Source organism: Streptomyces sp. NPDC046727, assembly GCF_040645635.1.
Lineage (GTDB): Bacteria > Actinomycetota > Actinomycetes > Streptomycetales > Streptomycetaceae > Streptomyces.
The window spans coordinates 1-22241 of the sequence record NZ_JBEYYR010000015.1 but is presented as its reverse complement, the minus strand read 5'-3'; the positions used below and the strand labels follow the sequence as shown (position 1 = coordinate 22241).

Genomic DNA, 22241 nt, shown 5'->3' with positions numbered 1-22241 from the left:
GTCCGGCTGTATCAACGGGGAGACGGGGAAGGGGTCGTGGTGGGCAACGGCTCGGGCGTGAGGCGTGGGATCGAGGCGCTGTCGAAGTTCAAGGGGAACGTGGACAGGGCGCTGGCTGCCTTCGAGGGGGCCCCAGGCAATCCGTCCAGACTTGCGGAGCACACGCTCAGCGCAAGCTCGTTCAGCGGCTCGAACATCCCCTTCCATGAGGCAACCGATCTGCACGGCAAGTACGAGCAGGTGCATGAGCGCCTCACTTCGCTGTCGAAGAACCTCGCCCTGCAGATCGAGGCTCTGAAGCTTGCGACGCATGCGGCCGATGTCACATACGACGGCACGGAGGACGAGGTACGGCGCCGGTTCTGGGAGATCCGCTCGCACCTCGCTCAGGAGCATCACAAGGCGACGCAGCCGAAGGACGAGCACGCCGAGAAGCCGCCTGCCGGGGCTGGTGAGCACGGCGGCGACCACAAGTCCGCGGGGGCGGGTTCCATTGACTGACAACTGGCAGCAGAAGCCCGAGTACAAGACCGACGTCGAGCAGGCCAACCGCCAGGTCGGCTTCGTCAACAAGTTCAGTCGGCTGCAGAACGGGTTCAGGGGTACGCCGATCGGAGCGGCGCTGTCCCTCGGCAGGACAGACTTCGAGAACCACGATCTCAACGCGATGATCGACCTGGTCCATCACTCCAACCCCGAGCATCTGGAGACGGCGAGCCGGGCTCTGTGGGACGCCCGTACGGCCATCCACGACGCGGCGACGGACCTGGAGACGGACCTCAAGGGCGTCGACTGGGAGGGCGACGGCGCGGAGAAGTTCCGCTCGTGGACCAAAGGCCTCGTCGACTGGACCAAGGGACTCGCGACCTTCGCCGACGTCGCCGCGACCGAGATCTCGGCCGCCGCCACCGGTCTGGCCTCCGTACGCACGGCCATGCCGCCCCGGGACACCCGGCCCGCGGGCGAGCAGAAGCGGCCTCACGAGCTGCCCAAGGCCAAGCAGGTCGACGGGAACCCGGACTACGCTGCCGCCCTGGCGGTCGAGAAGAACCGGCAAGAGGCGATCAACCAGGTGAACCGGTTGGCGTCGTTCTATTCGGTGTCCGCGATGGCGCTGGGTATGGCGATGGAGACCGACCCGAAGCCGTATACGCCTATTCCGGATGTGGGAGTGCCCAAGCCGTCGGGGCACAGCGACGGACCGCTTCGTCCGGGTGAGTCCGCCGCGAGCGGGCGTCAAGGGTTCGTCGGTGGCAGTCACGGCGGCGGCGCCGAGAGTCACCACGGGGCGGTTCCCTCGAACGGAACAGGGGGCGGCGAGCGTGTACAGCCCCTCAAGGAAGTTCCCCACCCCAGCGCTCCTTCCAGCCGTGATGTCGGCACGGAGATCAACACCACAACAACACTGCCTCCCCAGGCGCCCGCCACACCGCCCAGCACTCCGGCGCCCACTGTGCCGACTGCCGGCCCCGGGCAGCCCCCGATGCCGACGGGTCCGATGGCACCTCCCATCACGCCGACGACTGGTCGTATCCCCAACTATGGGCCGACCGGCCGGATTCCCACCTCCGCGCAAGGACGCACCGGTCCATCGGGCACTGGAGGCGGCCGAGTGCCACAGGGGCCCACGAGCCAGACGGGCCGCACCGTCGCTGGTGGCCGGGTGTCGCAGGGTCCGACGGGCCCGACCGCACGCCCCGTTGCCGGTGGCCGAGTGCCGCAGGGACCAACGGGACAGCCCGCTCGTGCCTTGGGACGTGCGACGCCGGCAGGTCAGCCCGGCGCCCGGGGGCCCGTTCAGTCCGGGCGTACGCCGATGGGTCGCTCTGTCACCGGTGGCACGCCGAGGACGACCAATAACCCTGGCGGACGCACAGGGGTCACTGGCCCCACCGGCCCATCGCGTAACGGTGTCATGGGTGGCAAGCCCGTCACGGGCCGGACGTCCGGAGGGGCGGCCAACCCCCGGGTCCCGCGCGGTATGGTCGTCGGCGCCGAGGACCCGGTCTCCTCCCCGCCGACGAAGGGTGGTCTCGGGCAGCGAGGTGTCGTCGGCGCCCCTGCGTCGAAGGCGGATCCCGGCGCGGGTCAGGCGGTGCTGCGCTCGGCGAGCAGCCCCGAGGGTGTGATCGGTGCACCCCGTAACAGTGCCAAGACCCCCGAGTCCGGTGGCGCGGGGCTCGGGCGTGGTGCGCTGGGCAGCCGGCAGGGTTCGGGTGGTGAGTCCGGCCGTACCGGCGGGACCGCTGAGAAGGAACAGCACCGCCCGTCGCAGCAGCGGCGCGATGTGCCACAGACGAGTGACTGAACACGAGCGAGGACGTACACAGGCATGAAGCCAGGGACCGGCCGACGCGGCACGAGAATCGCCCTCCTGACGAGGTGCAACGCCAGACGGTTGTCTGCTGTGTGCTCGGTACTGGGCACGCTGGTCATCGCGTCGGCAGGACTGGCCCCGGGAGCCGCGGCCGCGGATGATGTTCAGTCCAAGCAGTGGTACCTGAAAGCGATGGGCGCCGACGAGATCTGGAAGCACAGCACCGGCAAGGGTGTGAAGGTCGCTGTCATTGACACCGGGGTAAACCCGGATACGCCTTCGCTGAAGGGGCAGGTACTCCTCGACGAGGTACCGAGCGCCGCGAAGTACCACGTTACCCAGGACTACGTAGGCCATGGCACGACGATGGCGGAAATCATCGCTGGCACGGGAGCTGGTGGAGGCATCAAGGGCCTTGCCCCGGGAGCGAAGATCATTCCGATTCGCGTGGGGCTCGATGCGTTGAAGGATCAGGATGAGCGAGCCCGGTCCCTCACCTCCGAAAAGGCGATCAGAGCCGCGGCCGACAGCGACGCCAAGATCATAAACATGTCTTACGGCAGCATTTACTACACCGAGGAGGAGGAGGAGGCTCTCAAATACGCGGCCTCCAAAGGCAAGCTGTTGTTCGCCGCCATGGGTAACGACGGCGACAAGGGAAACAAACGCAGCTATCCGGCAAGTGACCCGTATGCCGTCGGTGTAGCCGCGATTGACAAGTCCGGGACTGTTGGCAAGTTCTCCACGTACGGCAACTACGTGGACCTTTCGGCGCCAGGACTCAACGTTCCAGCCTGGTGCGACAACACGTTCACCAAGTACTGCACGACGGGGGGAACCAGCCACGCCTCGGCGATCGCCTCCGCCTCCGCAGCCCTCGTCTGGTCCCAGCACCCCGACTGGACGGCCAACCAGGTCCTCCGCTCGTTCATCGACACCGCCGGCCGCACCTGGGCCAAGGACAAGCCCAGCAAGTACCTCGGCTACGGCATCATCCGTCCCCGCCGAGTCCTGATCAACAAGGACATCAACCCGGGCCCGGCAAACCGCGACCCCCTCGCCGCCGAGAACGGAACGGCCCCGGACAAGGACATCACGGCCACCAAGTCCCCCTCCGCCGCGCCCTCTTCCGGGGCGTCGACGAAGCCCACCAAGGACGCCGGCTCCGCCAACGGCCCCACCTCCGCCGCCGCGAAGGACAGCGACTCCGGCAGCAGCACCCAGACCTGGGTGATCATCGGTGCCGCAGCAGCCGTACTCGTCATCGGAGGCGCCGGCTTCGCCGTGCTGCGCGCACGCCGTAACGCCTGAGCGGACTTCCACATACCTGCTCGCTCGCCGAGCGAGCAGCGGCCCGCTTGCCATCAGTGCTGCGCCTGACTCAGCGCCTGGCAAGGTCAATTCACAAAGAAAGGCATGGAAATGGCAACAGGGCGCCAGAAGGTAAGTGACAAGGACATCATCGTCCTCGAAAAGGAGCTTCTGCACCGTTTCGAGGGCATCAAGGGCCAGCTCACGCAGCTGCAGGCCCTCATCGACAGCCTCGAAGGCCACTGGAAGGGCATCGGCGCCGGCGCGTTCAACGCCAAGCAGACCGAGATCAACGAGCGCATGGTGCGGATCGGCAACATCCTCGCCAAGTTCATCGAGGCCATGAGCAACACCCGGAAGATCAAGGACGGCACGGAGGACGAGGTCCGCGCCCAGGTCCAGAGCATCGACGTCGACCTCGGCGGCTCGCACTCGGCGCTGTCCAGCTACTGATCCCCGCCAGGCCAACACTTCTCAGCAACGGAGCAATCATGGGCGTCAACAACAGCGGCGAGCTCGAAGTCACTTATGGCAGCCTCGACGACACCGCCACCCAGCTGGCCAACCACGCGCGTCAGCTCGAAGAGGGCCTTGAGGCGATCAAGCAGAAGGTCGCCGGCGTAGCCAGCATGTGGGAGGGCGAGGCCCACAACGCGTACACCGAGCAGCAGGCCGCCTGGGACCGCGAGGCCAAGGGCATCCACGAGGCCCTGGTCCAGATCGGCAAGGTCGTGCACGCGGCCGGCGGTGACTACCAGGGCGGCGACCGGAAGGCCGCCAGCTACTTCATGTAAGTCGGCCGCACCGACCGACACATCACGGCAGCGGGGTGGGCACGCACGGGAGGTGCCCACCCCGCAGCCATGCCCGGACGGCGACAGCGGAGCGCTGGACCGGGACACGGAAACGCAGGCCGCTGAGGGCGCTACGAGTGAAGCCGCCGGCATCACCCTGGAGCGGCAACGCTGAAACAGCTCAGTGTTCGGGCACTGTCGACCCAGCGCTCGGCGACATGGTCGAGGGCGACCCCGATGGCGAATCCCTCACTCCGGAGCCCTCCGACCGCCTTCATGGACGAGAATCCCTCACCCCTGAGCCCTCCGGCCGCCTTCATGGAAGAGGCGCGGGCGTGATCGCTGAACCGGTCGAAGTCCTGGAACATGAGGTCCTTCTGGTGGACGGTGAGGTCACCACGCGAACTTCCGCTGTCCGAGCTGTCGGGAGCCACTTGATTGAGGCGCATGTGCGGCGACTGGCCCTGCGCCGCCTCTGCCTTCAGCCGTTGCCACTCGTCCCACGCCATACGCGGTTCCTCCCCCTCCTCCCGTCCCCCCCGAGGGGGGACGGGAGTCTCGTCGAGTGAGCAGGGCCGATGCGTCTCAGTACTCCACGTCCACCAACCCCGTCTGAACCAACGGCTTCCCCCGCTTCCGGGACACGAAGACGCCTCGTCCCGCCGGCATGGGACGGGGCCGGACGCCGCCGAGGATGTCGCCCTCGGCCGGGTCGCCGGCCAGGAGGAGGCCCTGGGCGCCGAGTTCCTTCATGCGCTGCATGAACGGCTCGTAGGAGGCGCGGCCCGCGCCCGCGGAGGAGCGGGCGATGATGAAGCGGACGCCGACGTCGCGGGCGAACGGCAGCATCTCCGTCAGTCCGCCGAGCGGGTTGCCGGTGGACGTGGAGACCAGGTCGTAGTCGTCGATGACGACGAACACCTGCGGTCCCCGCCACCAGCTCCGGTCCCGCAGCTGCTGCGGCGTGACGTCGGCCGTCGGCGTGCGGCGCTGCATGAGGTCGGCCAGGGCCGCCATGTGGTGGTCCATCTGGCTGGACATCGGGATGTACTCGGCGAGGTGGGACGCCGGTGTGACGTCCAGCAGTGAGCGGCGGTTGTCCACCACGAAGAACTTCGCCTCGTCGCCGCCGTACCGCAGCGTCAGCTGCTTGATCAGCAGCCGCAGCAGGTTGGACTTGCCGGACTCGCTCTCGCCGAAGACGAGGAAGAACGGGTCCTGCTCGAAGTCGACGAAGACCGGCTCCAGGTTCTCCTCGTCCAGCGCGAAGGCGACGCCCCGCTGCCGGAAGCGGTCGCCCGGGGGCAGCTCGGCCGCCTCCAGCCGGCGCGGCAGCAGCCGTACCTTGGGCGCGCCCGGTGCCTGCCAGTGGCGCCCGACCTCGGTGTTCAGCGCGGTCGTGGCCTCGGCCAGGTCCGTGTCGGAGGTGAGGCCGTCGATGCGCGGGACCGCCGCCATGAAGTGCAGCTTCTGCGGCGACAGACCGCGGCCGGGGACGCCGGCGGGCACGTTCGCCGCCACCTTGCGGTCGATCTCCGAGTCCATCACGTCACCCAGGCGCAGCTCCAGGCGGTTCATCAGGTGGTCCTTGAGGTTCGCCCGGACCTCCATCGAGCGGGACGCCGTGATGACGAGGTGGATGCCGTAGCCGAGGCCGCGCGCGGCGATGTCCAGGACCGCCGACTCCAGGGCCTCGTAGTCGGTACGGAAGTTGCCCCAGCCGTCGATGACCAGGAACACGTCACCCCACGGCTGGTCGGTGACCGAGATGTCGCCGCGGGCGCGCCGGGCGCGGTAGTCGGCGATCGAGGCGATGCCCGCCGTACGGAAGTACTCCTCGCGGCGGGTCAGGACGCCGTACACCTCGGAGACCGTACGGCGGACGCGCTCCGGGTCCAGGCGCGAGGCGATGCCGCCGACGTGGGGGAGTCCGTCCACCGCGACCAGACCGCCGCCACCGAAGTCCAGGCCGTAGAACTGCACCTCGTGCGGGGTGTGCGTCAGCGCGAAGGAGCAGATCAGGCTGCGCAGCAGGGTGGACTTGCCGGACTGCGGGCCGCCGATGATCTGCATATGGCCCGCCGCGCCCGAGAAGTCGAGCATCAGCCGGTCGCGGCGCTGTTCGTACGGCTTGTCGACGAGGCCGACCGGGACGACCAGGCGGCCCGCGCCCTCGTAGCCCGGCTGGGTCAGGCCGCGGCCCTGCACCGCCGCGAGGCCCGGCAGCAGCGCGTCCAGCGACGGCGGGCTCTCCAGCGGGGGCAGCCACACCTGGTGCGCCGCCGGGCCCTGCGCCTCCAGCCGGCGCACGATCACGTCGAGGACCGTGTCGGCCAGCGCCTCGTCCACCTCGGGCTCGGACTGCGTGCGCTGCTGCGGGATCGCGGTGTACTGCACCGGCACCTCGGTGGCCGTGAACAGCACCGGGCGCCGGTCCACGGGCAGCTGCCCGCCGCCCAGGGCCGGGCGCTGCGAGCCCGAGCGGTACACGCCGGAGACGTACGCCGCCTTGAAGCGGACCATCTCGTCCGTGCCGAACTTCAGGAAGCCGGAACCGGGGACGTTCGGGAGTTCGTAGGCGTCGGGGACGCCGAGCGCGGCCCGGGACTCGGCCGCGGAGAAGGTGCGCAGACCGATCCGGTACGACAGGTAGGTCTCCAGGCCGCGCAGGCGGCCCTCCTCCAGGCGCTGCGAGGCCAGCAGCAGGTGCACGCCGAGCGAACGGCCGATACGGCCGATCTGCACGAACATCTCGATGAAGTCCGGCTTGGCGGTCAGCAGCTCGCTGAACTCGTCGATCACCAGGACGAGGGACGGGATCGGCTGCAGGGGGGCGCCGGCCGCGCGTGCCTTCTCGTAGTCGTGGATGTTGGCGTAGTTGCCGGCGTCGCGGAGCAGCTCCTGGCGGCGGTTCAGCTCACCGCGGATCGAGTCGCCCATGCGGTCGACCAGGGTCAGATCGTCCGCGAGGTTGGTGATGACGGCCGCCACGTGCGGCATCTGCGCCATGCCGGCGAAGGTCGCGCCGCCCTTGAAGTCCGCGAGGACGAAGTTCAGGGTCTCCGAGGAGTGGGTGACCGCGAGGCCGAGGACCAGGGTGCGCAGCAGCTCCGACTTGCCGGAACCGGTCGCGCCGACGCACAGGCCGTGCGGGCCCATGCCCTCCTGCGCGGCCTCCTTGAGGTCCAGCATCACGGGCCGGCCGTCCTCGCCGAGGCCGATCGGCACCCGCAGCCGTTCCGCGAGCGCGCGCGGGCGCCAGGTCCGCTTGGTGTCGACGGACGCCGCGTCACCGAGGCCGAGGAGGTCGGTGAACTCCAGGTTCGCGAGCAGCGGTTCGTCGTCGTCGCCGCCCGACGCCATGCGCAGCGGCGCCAGCTGCCGGGCCAGCGCCTCGGCGGACTCGTAGGAGAGGACGTCCGGGGTGCCCTCGTACACCTCGCCGTGCCCGGACTCCAGCCGCAGCAGGCCGGGCTGTACGACGATGGAGAGGTCGCCGCCCGCCGTGCTGAGGTCCCCGGCCACCACCTCCAGCACGGTGACGCCCTGCAGTCCCTCCGGGTTGGCGAGCACCGAGTCCGGCAGCAGGGACAGGTCGTCCAGTACGAGCACGATGTGCGGCTCGTCCAGCAGCGGCGCGGCGGCGGGGTGGAAGCGCGGCCGGCCGGTCAGCCGGGCGGCCAGCAGGTCCTCCAGCTCGCGCGGGTCGATGCCGATCAGCCGGCGCGAACCGGCACCGTCCACGGCGCCGGGTGCCTGCGCGTGCGGCAGCCACTTGGCCCAGTCCCAGTGCGGCAGCGCCTCCCGGCCCGCGGCCACCGCGATGAGCAGGTCCTGCGGGGAGTGCAGCGAGGCCAGCGAGCCGACCAGGGCGCGCGCCGAGGCCCGTACGGACTGCGGTTCGCCGCTGACCGTGACGTGGTAGAAGGCGCGCAGCGAGACCGCCATCGGCAGGTCGCCGACGGTGTTGTGCGCGGCGAGGAAACGCTGCATCGCGCCCGCGGTCAGCGGCTCCAGCTGCTCGACGGGACCCGTCTCCGGGGCGACGAGCGGGGTGGCCAGCGGCTGCGGGCCCAGACCGATGCGGACGTGCGCGAAGTCCTCGTCGCCGGGCCGCCGCTCCCACACCCGGCTGCCCTCGGCGACGAGCGCCCAGAGCTGCTCGGGGGAGGGGTGCAGGTAGTACTGCGCGTCCCGCTGCGTCCTGGCCGTGGCCACGGCGGACTTGCGCGTCTGCGACAGATAGCTGAGGTAGTCGCGGCGCATGTCCGCCAGCTGGCCCTGGGAGCCGCGGCGGAAGCGGACCACCATCGCGATGGACATCGCCACCGTCGAGGCGATCATGATCATGCCCATGATCTTCATGAACGGCTGGCCGTTCGTGAAGAAGAAGACCACGGAGCCGCCCATGCCCAGGGTGGGCAGGAGCTGCATCAGCACGCTCTCCTGGTGCCCCCGCGGCAATTCGGGCGGTGGCTGGACAACAAGCTCTTCCGTGGGCACTTCGGACGGCAGCGCCCTAGGGGGGCGCTTTACGACAATCTGGCTCACGCTCACCAATTCCCTTGCCCGACCCAGGCGTTCCGCCCGCCGCCCCGTGTCCGGCGAGCGCAGGCCGCCGCGTGATCCTACTGAGTTCACACGACACGGGTGAGCGGTAGGGTGCCGGATGTTCGCGTGAGCACACGCCGAGCAGGCTGGATATACGGGGACAAACCCCTCGATGGAGGGGTGGGAGAACCCCGGAATCCCGCCGTGCGGCACCCGTGTCACCGAGTACCGGGCAAACCGGCACGGGACCTTCACGACATAGACGCACCACCACCACTGAGGGGGAGCAGCAGGTGAGCATGACGGCCGCCGCCACCGGCGGACCCGGGACGGGAGCCCCTTCCGGATCCGGCACCGGACTCGGTTTCTGCCGGGTCACCATCGTCGCGCCGGACAGCCGAATCGACGTGGCACTGCCCGACGACGTCCCGGTCGCCGACCTCTGTCCGGAGATCCTCCGGCTGTCCCAGCAGAGCCCCGCGGCGGGCGCCCCGGTCGGCTACCACCTCGTCCGCACCGACGGCACCGTGCTGGACAGCGCCCGGTCCTTCGCCGCCCAGCGCATTCTCGACGGCGAACTCCTCACCCTGCGCCCGTTCGCGGAGTCCCTGCCGCCGGCCGTCTTCGACGACGTCGCCGAGGCCGTCGCCTCCGCCGTCACCAAGCAGCACAAGCTGTGGAGCGGCGATCTGACCCGGGCCGCCGGCCTCGTCGGCGGCGGCGTACTGCCCGCGCTGCTCGCGTTCGTCGCCTGGACCTCCGAGCCGCGCCACGACATGCACGGGCTGGCCGGCATCCTCGCCGCCGTCACCGGCATCCTCCTGGTCGTGCTCTCCGCGGTCCGCGCCCGCGTCTACGACGACCGCGGCTCCGCCGTCGCCCTCGGCCTCGGCGCGCTGCCCAACATCGGCGTCGCGGGCAGCGGACTGCTGCCGCTCAGCGGCGGCGAGGGCATCGGCAGACTCCAGTTCCTGCTGGCGTGCGCGGCCGTCCTCGTCGCCGCCCTGATCCTCACCCTGTCCTCACCGCACGGCGACGGCCCCTTCGTCGCCTTCGTGTTCGCCTCCGCGGTCGCCACGATCGTCGTCTTCGTCGCGACCCTCACGAACTGGGCGCCCAGGGAGACGGCCGCCCTGTGCGCACCCGTCGCCGTCGGCGCGCTCGCCTTCCTGCCCGGCATGTCGATGCGGTTCGCCCGGCTGCCGATCGGCTTCGAGAACCCCAGCAGCGGCACCCCCCGCTCCGCCTACGGTGCCGAGTCCGCCACCCAGGAGCCGGTGGACACCGAGCGCATCGAGGCGCAGGCGCGGCGCGGCCACGAACTCCTCGTCGGCATGGTCGGCGGCTGCGCCCTGCTCGCCGTCGGCGCCTCGGCCGTACTGGGCTTCTCCGACGACGTCTGGGCCCAGCTGCTCGCGTTCGCCACCGGCGTCGCCATGCTGATGCGCGCCGGGCTCTTCCGCTACACCGCCCAGGTCGCCTCCGTGCTGGCCGCCGGCCTCGGCTCCCTGGTCCTGCTGGGCCTCGGCCTCGCCCTGAACCCGCCGCGGCGCATCATGATCGCGGCGCTCGCCGGGGACCGCACCGACCTCGACATCCGCACCATCTGGCTGATCGCGGCGATCGCCCTGGCCACCACCCTGGTGACGGCCCTCGGCCTGATCCTGCCGCGCGGCGGCCTGACCCCCTTCTGGGGCCGCTTCCTGGAGATCTGCGAGGGCTTCGTCCTGCTGACGCTGATCCCGCTCACCCTGGCCGTCTTCGACGTGTACGCGAAGGCGCGCGCCATGACCAGCTAGACCCGGGCACTGGATCCGGGCAAGGAAAAGGGGCGGCACGCGCGCGTGCCGCCCCTTCTCGTGTGCCGCTCACTGCACGTCGAGGCCCCCGTTGTGCGCCATCGGCTTCAGATCGAACTCCCCGTCCCGCGCCCCCAGCACGAACGCCTGCCACTCCGCCTCGGTGTAGCGCAGCACGGTGCCGGGGTCGAGCGAGGAGCGCATCGCCACCGCCCCGCCGGGCAGGTATGCGATCTCGACCCGCTCCTCGTGCTCCTCCGTGCCCGGCGCGCAGTGCCACTCCACGCCCGAGATGTCGAGCGCGTACAGCTCGTCCCGCTCCCGCTCCTTGCGCGCCTTGATCTCCGCTTCCGTCTCCGCCATGGTGCAGCGACCCCTTCCCGAGGTAGGTACGGTCCCGGCGTTCACCCTAGTGGCGGACACCGGCCCCTCAGGACGGTTCACCGACCGGGCGTAAGGTCCCCGCCATCGCCTGGTACCCTGAGTGACGGCCGTTTGTGTACGCACCCCCGGAACCCCTGACATCACGGTGTTCTGGAGGCCGCGCCCAGCGGATCCCCGCCTCCCGAGTAACGGAAGCTCCCCCGAGATGTAGACCGGGGGCACTCGGTGGCACTCAACAGACTATGAGGAGTACGCGTGTCGCTCGACGCCGCTACGAAGAAGCAGATCATCGCCGAGTTCGGTACCAAGGAGGGTGACACCGGCTCCCCCGAGGTCCAGGTCGCTCTGCTCTCCCGTCGGATCTCCGACCTGACGGAGCACCTCAAGACCCACAAGCACGACCACCACTCCCGCCGTGGCCTGCTGATCCTGGTCGGTCAGCGCCGTCGCCTGCTGCAGTACCTGGCGAAGAAGGACATCCAGCGCTTCCGTACGCTGGTCGACCGCCTCGGCATCCGCCGCGGTGCGGCGGGCGCCAAGTAAGACGCCGTGAGGGGAGCGGTTCCCGGAAGGACTCGGGGACCGCTCCCTTCGTCGTACATGCGGAAACGTGCGGAGTGTCACTCACGCTTTGTAGTGTGGTAGCACAACGCAATACGCACGACACGCAACGACGTACGACAGCACAACGACGTACGACACAGAACGAGGAGGAGCGCACCTAGCCGCCGCCGGTCCTCGGTAGTGGCCCCCGGGGGGAAGCGAGCCCCGGGTGCTTCGATCGAAGACCGGCCCGCACCGCACGGAGCGCTTCTCCACCACCGTCCCCCTGCCACACGGGCAGCCCAGGGACGAAGACGAGGAGAAAACGCTAGTGGAGAACGAGACCCACTACGCCGAAGCCGTCATCGACAACGGCCCCTTCGGCACCCGCACCATCCGCTTCGAGACGGGCCGCCTGGCCAAGCAGGCCGCCGGTTCCGCCGTGGCGTACCTGGACGACGACACCATGGTGCTGTCGGCCACCACCGCCTCCAAGAACCCCAAGGACCAGCTCGACTTCTTCCCGCTCACGGTGGACGTCGAGGAACGGATGTACGCCGCCGGCAAGATCCCCGGCAGCTTCTTCCGCCGTGAGGGCCGGCCGTCCGAGGACGCCATCCTCACCTGCCGCCTCATCGACCGCCCGCTGCGCCCGTCCTTCAAGAAGGGCCTGCGCAACGAGATCCAGGTCGTCTGCACGATCATGGCGCTCAACCCCGACCACCTGTACGACGTCGTGGCGATCAACGCCGCGTCCGCGTCCACGCAGCTGGCCGGCCTGCCCTTCTCCGGCCCGATCGGCGGCGTCCGCGTCGCGCTGATCCGCGGCCAGTGGGTCGCCTTCCCGACCCACACCGAGCTGGAGGACGCCGTCTTCGACATGGTCGTCGCCGGCCGTGTCCTGGAGGACGGCGACGTCGCGATCATGATGGTCGAGGCCGAGGCCACCGAGCAGACCATCAAGCTGGTCGACAGCGGCTCCGAGGCGCCGACCGAGGAGATCGTCGCCGCCGGTCTTGAGGCCGCGAAGCCCTTCATCAAGGTCCTGTGCCGCGCCCAGGCCGACCTCGCCGCCAAGGCCGCCAAGCCGGTCGGCGAGTTCCCGATCTTCCTGGACTACCAGGACGACGTCCTGGAGGCGCTGACCGCCGCCGTCAAGCCCGAGCTCGCCCAGGCGCTCACCATCGCCGGCAAGCAGGAGCGCGAGGCCGAGCTGGACCGCGTCAAGGGCCTCGCCGCCGAGAAGCTCCTGCCGGAGTTCGAGGGCCGCGAGAAGGAGATCTCCGCCGCGTACCGCTCGCTCACCAAGCAGCTGGTCCGCGAGCGCGTAATCAAGGAGAAGAAGCGCATCGACGGCCGTGGCGTCACGGACATCCGTACGCTCGCCGCCGAGGTCGAGGCCATCCCGCGGGTGCACGGTTCCGCCGTGTTCGAGCGTGGCGAGACCCAGATCCTGGGCGTCACCACCCTCAACATGCTCCGCATGGAGCAGCAGCTGGACACCCTCTCCCCGGTGACCCGCAAGCGCTACATGCACAACTACAACTTCCCGCCGTACTCCACCGGCGAGACCGGCCGCGTCGGCTCCCCGAAGCGCCGCGAGATCGGCCACGGTGCGCTTGCCGAGCGCGCCCTCGTGCCGGTCCTGCCGACGCGCGAGGAGTTCCCCTACGCGATCCGCCAGGTCTCCGAGGCGCTGAGCTCCAACGGCTCGACGTCCATGGGCTCGGTCTGCGCCTCCACCATGTCGCTGCTGAACGCCGGTGTGCCGCTGAAGGCCCCGGTCGCCGGTATCGCCATGGGTCTGATCTCCCAGGAGATCGACGGCGAGACGCACTACGTCACCCTCACCGACATCCTCGGTGCGGAGGACGCCTTCGGCGACATGGACTTCAAGGTCGCCGGCACGAAGGAGTTCGTGACCGCCCTCCAGCTGGACACCAAGCTGGACGGCATCCCGGCCTCCGTCCTGGCCGCGGCCCTCAAGCAGGCCCGCGACGCCCGTCTCCACATCCTCGACGTGATGATGGAGGCCATCGACCGGCCCGACGAGATGTCCCCGCACGCCCCGCGGATCATCACCGTCAAGATCCCGGTCGACAAGATCGGTGAGGTCATCGGCCCCAAGGGCAAGATGATCAACCAGATCCAGGAGGACACCGGCGCCGAGATCACCATCGAGGACGACGGCACGATCTACATCGGTGCCGCCGACGGCCCCTCCGCCGAGGCCGCCCGCGCCACGATCAACGGCATCGCCAACCCGACGATGCCCGAGGTCGGCGAGCGGTACCTGGGTACGGTCGTCAAGACGACCACCTTCGGTGCGTTCGTCTCCCTGCTGCCCGGCAAGGACGGTCTGCTGCACATCTCGCAGATCCGCAAGCTCGCCGGCGGCAAGCGCGTGGAGAACGTCGAGGACGTCCTCGGCGTGGGCCAGAAGGTCCAGGTCGAGATCGCCGAGATCGACTCCCGCGGCAAGCTCTCCCTCGTTCCGGTGATCGAGGGCGAGGAAGCCGACGAGACGACGAAGGACGACGCCGAGCAGTGACGTCCCGTAGCTCCAAGGTGACGGCCCGCCCCTCTTCGGAGGCGCGGGCCGTCGCCCGTACCCAAACCCTCATCAAGGGTCAGAACGGCATCGGCACGGTCCGCAAGACCACCCTCCCGGGCGGCCTGCGCATCGTCACCGAGACCCTCCCCTCGGTCCGCTCCGCCACCTTCGGCATCTGGGCGCACGTCGGCTCCCGCGACGAGACCGCGTCCCTGAACGGCGCCACGCACTACCTGGAGCACCTGCTCTTCAAGGGCACGACCCGCAGGTCGGCGCTGGACATCTCGGCCGCGCTCGACGCGGTCGGCGGCGAGATGAACGCGTTCACGGCCAAGGAGTACACGTGCTACTACGCGCGCGTGCTCGACACCGACCTGCCCCTCGCCATCGACGTCGTCTGCGACATGCTGACCGGCTCGCTGATCCTCGAAGAGGACGTCAACGTCGAGCGCGGCGCGATCCTCGAAGAGATCGCGATGACCGAGGACGACCCGGGCGACTGTGTGCACGACCTGTTCGCGCACACCATGTTCGGCAACAACGCCCTCGGCCGCCCGGTCCTCGGCACGGTCGACACGGTCAACGCCCTCACCGCCGACCGCATCCGCCGCTTCTACAAGAAGCACTACGACCCGACCCACCTCGTCGTCGCCTGCGCCGGCAACATCGACCACGGCAAGGTCGTACGCCAGGTCCGCGCGGCCTTCGAGAAGGCGGGCGCCCTGCGGAACCACGACGTGCAGCCCATCGCCCCGCGCGACGGCAGCCGTACGATCCGCACCTCCGGCAAGGTCGAGCTGCTGGGCCGCAAGACCGAGCAGGCGCACGTCGTCCTCGGCATGCCCGGCCTCGCCCGCACCGACGACCGCCGCTGGGCCATGGGCGTGCTCAACACCGCCCTCGGCGGCGGTATGTCCTCCCGCCTCTTCCAGGAGGTCCGGGAGAAGCGCGGCCTCGCCTACAGCGTGTACTCGTACACCTCCGGCTTCGCCGACTGCGGCCTGTTCGGCGTCTACGCCGGCTGCCGGCCCAGCCAGGTGCACGACGTGCTGCGGATCTGCCGCGACGAACTCGACCATGTCGCGCAGCACGGCCTCACCGACGACGAGATCGCCCGCGCCATCGGCCAGCTCCGCGGCTCCACGGTCCTCGGGCTGGAGGACACCGGCGCGCTGATGAACCGGATCGGCAAGAGCGAGCTGTGCTGGGGCGAGCAGATGTCCGTGGACGACATGCTCGCGAAGATAGCGGCGGTCACCCCGGACGAGGTTCGTTCGGTCGCCCGCGACATCCTGGGACAGCGTCCGTCGCTGTCGGTCATCGGCCCGCTCAAGGACAAGCAGGCCTCCCGGCTGCACGACGCGGTCGCCTGAAACACCACCGGTTAGGAAGCAGGAACATGAGCAAGCTGCGCGTGGCGGTCCTCGGTGCCAAGGGCCGGATCGGATCCGAGGCGGTCAAGGCGGTCGAGGCCGCCGAGGACATGGAACTGGTCGCCGCCCTCGGCCGGGGCGACAAGCTGGAGACGCTGGCGGAGACCGGCGCCCAGGTCGCCGTCGAGCTGACCACCCCCGCCTCGGTCATGGGCAACCTCGACTTCTGCGTGCGCCACGGCATCCACGCCGTCGTCGGTACGACCGGCTGGACCGAGGAGCGCCTCGCGCAGCTCAAGGGCTGGCTGGCCCAGTCCCCGGAGACCGGCGTGCTCATCGCGCCGAACTTCTCCATCGGCGCCGTGCTGACGATGAAGTTCGCGCAGATCGCCGCGCCGTACTTCGAGTCGGTCGAGGTGGTCGAGCTGCACCACCCGAACAAGGTGGACGCCCCCTCCGGCACCGCCACGCGCACGGCCCAGCTCATCGCCGAGGCCCGCCGGGCGGCCGGTACGGCCCCGGCGCCGGACGCCACGGTCACGGCCCTGGACGGGGCCCGCGGCGCCAGCGTCGACGGCGTCCCCGTGCACGCCGTCCGCCTGCGCGGCCTCCTGGCCCACCAGGAGGTCCTGCTCGGCGGCGAGGGCGAGACCCTCACCGTCCGCCACGACTCCCTGCACCACAGCAGCTTCATGCCGGGCATCCTGCTCGGCGCCCGCCGCGTGGTGTCGACTCCGGGCCTGACCTTCGGCCTGGAGCACTTCCTGGACCTGAGCTGACAGCCACTCCCATGCGCGCGAAGATCACCTACCTCGTCACGGCCGCCGTCCTGGTCTTCTACTTCGTCCTGGTCGGCAGCCGCGGCGTGATGCTCATCCAGTCCGGCACGCTCCTCACCGTCACCTTCGGCGTGGCGGTGCTGATCCTGCCGGTCATCGGCCTGTGGTTCCTGTGGAAGAACACCCAGTTCGTCCGCAAGGCCAACCAGCTCGCCGCCGTGCTCGACGCCGAGGGCGGCCTGCCGGTCGACGAGCTGAAGCGCCACCCCAGCGGCCGGATCGACCGCGACTCGGCCGACGAGGTCTTCGCCAAGCGCAAGGCCGAGACGGAGGCGTCCCCCGACGACTGGCGCTGCTGGTTCCGCCTGGCCGTCGCCTACCACGACGCCCGCGACACCCCACGGGCCCGCAAGGCCATGCAGCGCGCCATCGCCCTGCACGAAGGCAGACCCGTCCAGGCCTGAGGCCCACCGGCAGCACCGCTCCGCCTCGGCACGGACGCGGAAGGGGCCGGCCCGCATTACCGCGGGCCGGCCCCTTCCCCGTACCTGCCGGGTCAGCCGCGCCGGTTCTCCGCGGCCCACGCCTCCACCGCGTCCGCGGCCCGGTCGAAGGCCACCGGACGGCCCAGGAAGTCCAGCGTGTGCGTGGTCAGCAGCGGCGGGGTGTCCTCGGCACGCCGGTCCTTGCGCACGAGCTCCAGCGCCTGCCCCTGCACCGTGCGCGGCAGCCCCAGCCAGCGCACCGGCTGCTGCACCGTCCGTACCGAGACGACCCGCGCCCACGGCACCGTCCGCGTCAGCAGGAAGCCCGTCCGGCGCAGTCCGCGCCTGCTCACCCACACCCCCATGCGCAGCAGCCGCAGCGCACAGGCGACGATCGCCAGGCCCGCGACCAGGACCGCCCCGGCGGTGGACAGCGAGCCGGTCAGCGCGATGAGCACCGCGGCGAACAGGACCAGCGAGGCCAGCAGCAGCCACAGCGCGGCCACGGCCACGCGCCAGGGCCCGGGCCGGTACGGGCGCCGCCAGCGCTCCGGAGCGTCATAGGGCAGCGCGCTCTCGGCTGCCGTCTCGAAGGTGCGGTCGGCCGTCAGAAAGGGCAGGGGCACGGCTGGTCCTCACTCGGTCCTCGCGTGGGCTGTGCCGGTGAGGCTATCCGGCCGTGTTCCCGCTCACCAGCCTTGAGCGTCCGGAAGGGGCAGTACCCCCGGCTCAGCGCCCCTGGGACGCCTGGGACTGCTGAGCCGGCGTACCGGACGACGGGGAGAGCGCCGGCATGCCCACGACCAGGGCACCCACGAGCCCGGCGACGAGGGTCAGGCCCAGCAGCCAGCGCCCGGCCATCTCGCCGGCGGACGCCCGACGGCGGGGCGGGGGAGTGACATTGCTGCGGAACCTGTCCGCCTCGGCCAGGAAGGCGAAGGGTACGGGCTCGCGCCTACGGAACATCGCGGTCGCCGCTCCTTTCGGGATCGATGGACGGGTTGAAGATCGAACGTGCACACCTCACCGATACAGACGATCGAGTGACACAAATGGTGCCCATGTCCGAAAAATTCGCCGCCGTGTTTTCGGAGGCGAGGCGACGAGGCACCGCCCGGCGTCCGGCGGGCGCCCCGTAAGGTGGTCGCCGACCACAGAAGTGATGGGAAGGACCCCGACCCCCGTGACCACCCCCGAGTCGCTCACGTTCCGTAGTGACGTCACCGTCGAGCTGGTGAAGTCCAGCGCTTCGGACGCCGACGTGCTCTTCGCCGCCCGCGTCTCCACCGCCGGCGAGCAGTCCCTGGACGAGCTGAAGAAGGACCCCGAGCGCTCCAAGGGCCTGATCAACTTCCTGATGCGCGACCGGCACGGCAGCCCGTTCGAGCACAACTCGATGACCTTCTTCATCAGCGCCCCGATCTTCGTCTTCCGCGAGTTCATGCGGCACCGGGTCGGCTGGTCGTACAACGAGGAGTCCGGCCGCTACCGGGAGCTGGAGCCGGTCTTCTACGTCCCCGGCACCGACCGCAAGCTCGTGCAGCAGGGCCGCCCCGGCAAGTACGTCTTCGTCGAGGGCACCCCGGCCCAGCACGAGGCGGTCAGCGGCACCCTGCGGGAGTCGTACGAGCAGGCGTACGCGGCCTACCAGAAGATGCTCGCCGAGGGCGTCGCCCGCGAGGTCGCCCGCGCCGCCCTCCCCGTGGGCCTCTACTCCTCGATGTACGCCACCTGCAACGCGCGCTCCCTCATGCACTTCCTGGGCCTGCGCACCCAGCACGAGCTGGCCAAGGTGCCGTCCTTCCCGCAGCGGGAGATCGAGATGGTCGGCGAGAAGATGGAGGCGGAGTGGGCGAAGCTCATGCCGCTGACGTACGCAGCCTTCAATGCGAACGGGCGTGTGGCCCCGTAACGAAGCCTTGTTCCCCCACCGGGAACGGATGTACTGATCAGCCTGGCGAAGTGTCCGTATTGCGGCATTTAGAGAAGTTCATCTAGCCTGATCAAACGGACCCGGCACTGCTTGAACCCCCGAGCAGGCAGTGCCGGGCTCCTTCTTTGTCCGGACTTTCCCGGCACCCCACAGGCGCACCCCGCATCGAGCACCGAGTAGCGTGTTACCCATGGCTCCGACCTCGACTCCGCAGACCCCCTTCGGGCGGGTCCTCACCGCCATGGTCACGCCCTTCACGGCGGACGGCGCACTCGACCTCGACGGCGCGCAGCGGCTCGCCGCCCACCTGGTGGACGCAGGCAACGACGGCCTGATCATCAACGGCACCACCGGCGAGTCCCCCACCACCAGTGACGCGGAGAAATCGGACCTCGTACGAGCCGTCCTGGAGGCCGTCGGCGACCGCGCCCACGTCGTCGCCGGCGTCGGAACCAACGACACCCACCACAGCATCGAGCTGGCCCGCGAGGCCGAGCGCATCGGCGCCCACGGCCTCCTCGTCGTCACGCCGTACTACAACAAGCCCCCGCAGGAGGGCCTGTACCGGCACTTCACGGCCGTCGCCGATGCCACCGGCCTGCCCGTCATGCTCTACGACATCCCCGGCCGCAGCGGCGTCCCGATCAACACCGAGACCCTCGTCCGGCTCGCCGAGCACCCCCGGATCGTCGCCAACAAGGACGCCAAGGGCGACCTCGGCCGCGCCAGCTGGGCCATCGCCCAGTCCGGCCTCGCCTGGTACTCCGGCGACGACATGCTCAACCTGCCGCTGCTCTCCGTGGGCGCGGTCGGCTTCGTCTCGGTCGTCGGCCACCTGGTCACCCCCGACCTGCGCGCCCTCGTCGACGCGTACGTCTCCGGTGACGTCGTCAAGGCCACCGAGATCCACCAGAAGCTGCTCCCCGTCTACACGGGCATGTTCCGCACCCAGGGCGTCATGACCACCAAGGCCGCCCTCGCCCTCCAGGGCCTGCCCGGCGGGCCGCTGCGCTCGCCCATGGTGGAGTGTTCGCCCGAGGAGATCGCCCAGCTCAAGATCGATCTTGCTGCCGGCGGGGTACAGCTCTGACAACAGACTTGGCACCACACGGGCTCCACAACTGAAGAACAACAGAAGACGCGGGTCACCGGTGCCCGCACCCCACAACGACAACTGCTTCCGCACGAACGTCATGCGCGCCACGTGCCGTACCGGTACGTGGCGCGTGTGGTGAGGAGAGTCTTTTGAGTCATCCGCATCCCGAACTCGGCCCGCCGCCGCCGCTCCCCGAGGGCGGCCTGCGGGTCACCCCGCTCGGCGGCCTCGGCGAGATCGGCCGAAACATGACGGTCTTCGAGTACGGCGGCCGCCTGCTGATCGTCGACTGCGGAGTGCTCTTCCCCGAGGAGGAGCAGCCCGGAATCGACCTGATCCTGCCGGACTTCTCGTCCATCCGGGACCGCCTCGACGACATCGAGGGCATCGTCCTCACCCACGGCCACGAGGACCACATCGGCGGCGTCCCCTTCCTGCTCCGCGAGAAGCCGGACATCCCGCTGATCGGCTCCAAGCTCACGCTCGCCCTCATCGAGGCCAAGCTCCAGGAGCACCGGATCCGCCCGTACACCCTGGAGGTGGCGGAGGGGAACCGCGAGCGCATCGGCCCCTTCGACTGCGAGTTCGTCGCCGTCAACCACTCCATCCCGGACGCCCTGGCCGTCGCCATCCGCACCCCCGCGGGCATGGCGGTGCACACCGGCGACTTCAAGATGGACCAGCTCCCGCTGGACAACCGCCTCACCGACCTGCACGCCTTCGCGCGGCTGAGCGAGGAGGGCATCGACCTCCTGCTCACCGACTCCACGAACGCCGAGGTCCCGGGCTTCACCCCGCACGAGCGCGACATCTCCAACGTCCTGCGGCAGGTCTTCGCCGGCGCCCGCAAGCGGATCATCGTGGCGAGCTTCGCCAGCCACGTCCACCGCATCCAGCAGATCCTGGACGCGGCGCACGAGTACGGCCGCCGGGTCGCCTTCGTCGGCCGCTCCATGGTCCGCAACATGGGCATCGCCCGCGACCTCGGCTACCTGAAGGTCCCGCCGGGCCTGGTGGTCGACGTCAAGACGCTCGACGACCTGCCGGACCACGAGGTGGTCCTGGTCTGCACGGGTTCCCAGGGTGAGCCGATGGCGGCCCTGTCCCGCATGGCCAACCGGGACCACCAGATCCGCATCGTCAACGGCGACACGGTGATCCTGGCGTCGTCCCTGATCCCCGGAAACGAGAACGCGGTCTACCGCGTGATCAACGGCCTGACCCGCTGGGGCGCCAACGTCGTCCACAAGGGCAACGCCAAGGTGCATGTTTCCGGCCACGCGTCCGCGGGCGAGCTGCTGTACTTCTACAACATCTGCCGTCCGAAGAACCTGATGCCGGTCCACGGCGAATGGCGCCATCTGCGCGCCAACGCCGAGCTGGGCGCGCTCACGGGCGTGCCGCACGACCGGATCGTCATCGCCGAGGACGGCGTGGTGGTCGACCTGATCGAGGGCAAGGCCAAGATCTCCGGCAAGGTCCAGGCCGGTTACGTCTACGTCGACGGCCTCTCGGTCGGCGATGTCGGCGAGCCGGCGCTGAAGGACCGCAAGATCCTCGGCGACGAGGGCATCATCTCGGTCTTCGTCGTCGTGGACGCCTCCACCGGCAAGATCACCGGCGGCCCGCACGTCCAGGCCCGCGGCTCGGGCATCGAGGACTCGGCCTTCACCGACGTCATCCCGAGGATCACGGAGGTCCTGGAGCGGTCCGCTCAGGACGGCGTCGTGGAGCCCCACCAGCTCCAGCAACTCATCCGCCGGACCCTCGGCAAGTGGGTCTCGGAGACGTATCGCCGCAGGCCGATGATCCTGCCGGTGGTCGTGGAGGTCTGACGCCCCGTCGGCACGAGCCAGGAGCGGGGCGCCTCGATTTGCATCGGGGCGCCCCGCTCCAGTACGTTTACGGCTCCGCCCAACCGGGAACCCCAGCACTTCACGCGCTGGACACGGATGCCCGGAGCGGGTGGGAAAACCGACTCAGAACTTCTGATAAAGTCGGAACCGCCGGAAAGGGAAACGCGAGAGCGGGAACCTGGAAAGCACCGAGGAAATCGGATCGAGAAAAGATCTGATAGAGTCGGAAACGCAAGACCGAAGGGAAGCGCCCGGAGGAAAGCCCGAGAGGGTGAGTACAAAGGAAGCGACCGTTCCTTGAGAACTCAACAGCGTGCCAAAAATCAACGCCAGATATGTTGATACCCCGTCTCCGGCCAACATGGCTGGGACGAGGTTCCTTTGAAAAAACACAGCGAGGACGCTGTGTGCGAGGGGATTATTCCTCCTCTCGCACCGCTCTCGTGGTGTTCATCCCGATTACGGG

General features: G+C 69.6%; 19 protein-coding genes. 14 read left to right on the top strand and 5 right to left on the bottom strand.

All coding sequences use genetic code 11. The annotated features are described in order from the left end of the window. Positions 1 to 36 precede the first annotated feature (36 nt). The 5 genes from ABZ937_RS20015 (at position 37) to ABZ937_RS19995 (ending at position 4422) form a co-directional block, all read left to right on the top strand. The gene (locus ABZ937_RS20015; protein WP_361693570.1) at positions 37 to 501 is read left to right on the top strand and encodes a hypothetical protein; all 465 of its coding nucleotides are present in this window, start codon (positions 37 to 39) and stop codon (positions 499 to 501) included. Beyond that, positions 494 to 2308 (top strand): hypothetical protein, encoded by a 1815-nt coding sequence (locus tag ABZ937_RS20010; RefSeq protein ID WP_361693568.1) that lies wholly within the window; start codon positions 494 to 496, stop codon positions 2306 to 2308. Before ABZ937_RS20015 ends, ABZ937_RS20010 begins: the two co-directional genes overlap by 8 nt. 99 nt (positions 2309 to 2407) lie before the next feature. Continuing rightward, the gene (locus ABZ937_RS20005) at positions 2408 to 3628 is read left to right on the top strand and encodes a S8 family serine peptidase (protein ID WP_361693566.1); all 1221 of its coding nucleotides are present in this window, start codon (positions 2408 to 2410) and stop codon (positions 3626 to 3628) included. Positions 3629 to 3739: 111 nt separating this feature from the next. Then, a complete protein-coding gene (locus tag ABZ937_RS20000) occupies positions 3740 to 4081 on the top strand; it encodes a WXG100 family type VII secretion target (protein ID WP_361693844.1) in 342 nt (113 codons plus the stop codon). Between the two features lie 38 nt (positions 4082 to 4119). Beyond that, on the top strand, positions 4120 to 4422 hold the full coding sequence (locus ABZ937_RS19995; protein WP_361693564.1) for a WXG100 family type VII secretion target: 303 nt from the start codon (positions 4120 to 4122) through the stop codon (positions 4420 to 4422). A 152-nt stretch (positions 4423 to 4574) separates the two neighbouring features. Here the strand turns inward: ABZ937_RS19995 and ABZ937_RS19990 are convergent, their stop codons facing one another. Together ABZ937_RS19990 and eccCa are read right to left on the bottom strand one after the other, a co-directional pair. Beyond that, entirely contained in the window at positions 4575 to 4931 is a 357-nt protein-coding gene (locus ABZ937_RS19990) for a hypothetical protein (protein WP_361693562.1), read from the bottom strand. A gap of 76 nt (positions 4932 to 5007) precedes the next feature. Continuing rightward, a complete protein-coding gene (gene eccCa, locus ABZ937_RS19985) occupies positions 5008 to 8973 on the bottom strand; it encodes a type VII secretion protein EccCa (RefSeq protein ID WP_361693560.1) in 3966 nt (1321 codons plus the stop codon). 299 nt (positions 8974 to 9272) lie between these two features. Here eccCa and eccD point away from each other — a divergent pair, with 299 nt between their 5' ends. Continuing rightward, complete coding sequence (gene eccD / locus ABZ937_RS19980) at positions 9273 to 10772, top strand: type VII secretion integral membrane protein EccD (RefSeq protein ID WP_361693842.1); 1500 nt, start codon at positions 9273 to 9275, stop codon at positions 10770 to 10772. A 69-nt stretch (positions 10773 to 10841) separates the two neighbouring features. On the opposite strand, the gene ABZ937_RS19975 is transcribed toward eccD, so the two are convergent. Then, positions 10842 to 11135, bottom strand: a complete 294-nt coding sequence (locus ABZ937_RS19975) for a DUF397 domain-containing protein (protein ID WP_361693559.1) — start codon at positions 11133 to 11135, stop codon at positions 10842 to 10844. Positions 11136 to 11411: 276 nt separating this feature from the next. On the opposite strand from ABZ937_RS19975, the gene rpsO reads away from it, so the two are divergent. The 5 genes from rpsO to ABZ937_RS19950 all read left to right on the top strand — a co-directional run bounded on the left by rpsO (position 11412) and on the right by ABZ937_RS19950 (position 16869). Further along, positions 11412 to 11699, top strand: coding sequence for a 30S ribosomal protein S15 (gene rpsO / locus ABZ937_RS19970; protein WP_030619140.1), 288 nt, complete (start codon positions 11412 to 11414; stop codon positions 11697 to 11699). 331 nt (positions 11700 to 12030) lie between these two features. Continuing rightward, on the top strand, positions 12031 to 14250 hold the full coding sequence (locus tag ABZ937_RS19965; RefSeq protein WP_361693557.1) for a polyribonucleotide nucleotidyltransferase: 2220 nt from the start codon (positions 12031 to 12033) through the stop codon (positions 14248 to 14250). Continuing rightward, positions 14247 to 15626 carry a pitrilysin family protein gene (locus ABZ937_RS19960; RefSeq protein ID WP_361693555.1) on the top strand — a complete coding sequence of 460 codons (1380 nt, stop codon included), beginning with the start codon at positions 14247 to 14249 and terminating at the stop codon, positions 15624 to 15626. Before ABZ937_RS19965 ends, ABZ937_RS19960 begins: the two co-directional genes overlap by 4 nt. A gap of 26 nt (positions 15627 to 15652) precedes the next feature. Further along, positions 15653 to 16405, top strand: a complete 753-nt coding sequence (dapB, locus tag ABZ937_RS19955) for a 4-hydroxy-tetrahydrodipicolinate reductase (RefSeq protein ID WP_361693553.1) — start codon at positions 15653 to 15655, stop codon at positions 16403 to 16405. 11 nt (positions 16406 to 16416) lie between these two features. After that, entirely contained in the window at positions 16417 to 16869 is a 453-nt protein-coding gene (locus tag ABZ937_RS19950; RefSeq protein WP_361693551.1) for a tetratricopeptide repeat protein, read from the top strand. 92 nt (positions 16870 to 16961) lie between these two features. Here ABZ937_RS19950 and ABZ937_RS19945 read toward each other — a convergent pair whose 3' ends face one another. Beyond that, entirely contained in the window at positions 16962 to 17516 is a 555-nt protein-coding gene (locus tag ABZ937_RS19945; protein ID WP_361693549.1) for a hypothetical protein, read from the bottom strand. Between the two features lie 103 nt (positions 17517 to 17619). After that, positions 17620 to 17856 (bottom strand): hypothetical protein, encoded by a 237-nt coding sequence (locus ABZ937_RS19940; protein WP_361693547.1) that lies wholly within the window; start codon positions 17854 to 17856, stop codon positions 17620 to 17622. A 196-nt stretch (positions 17857 to 18052) separates the two neighbouring features. Between ABZ937_RS19940 and thyX the strand changes: the two genes are divergently transcribed. From thyX to ABZ937_RS19925, 3 genes are all read left to right on the top strand, one after another. Next, on the top strand, positions 18053 to 18802 hold the full coding sequence (gene thyX / locus ABZ937_RS19935) for an FAD-dependent thymidylate synthase (protein WP_361693545.1): 750 nt from the start codon (positions 18053 to 18055) through the stop codon (positions 18800 to 18802). Between the two features lie 211 nt (positions 18803 to 19013). Beyond that, positions 19014 to 19913: a 4-hydroxy-tetrahydrodipicolinate synthase gene (gene dapA / locus ABZ937_RS19930; protein WP_361693543.1), complete on the top strand. Its 900-nt coding sequence runs from the start codon at positions 19014 to 19016 to the stop codon at positions 19911 to 19913. Positions 19914 to 20068: 155 nt separating this feature from the next. After that, positions 20069 to 21754 (top strand): ribonuclease J, encoded by a 1686-nt coding sequence (locus ABZ937_RS19925; protein ID WP_361693541.1) that lies wholly within the window; start codon positions 20069 to 20071, stop codon positions 21752 to 21754. Positions 21755 to 22241: the final 487 nt, after the last annotated feature.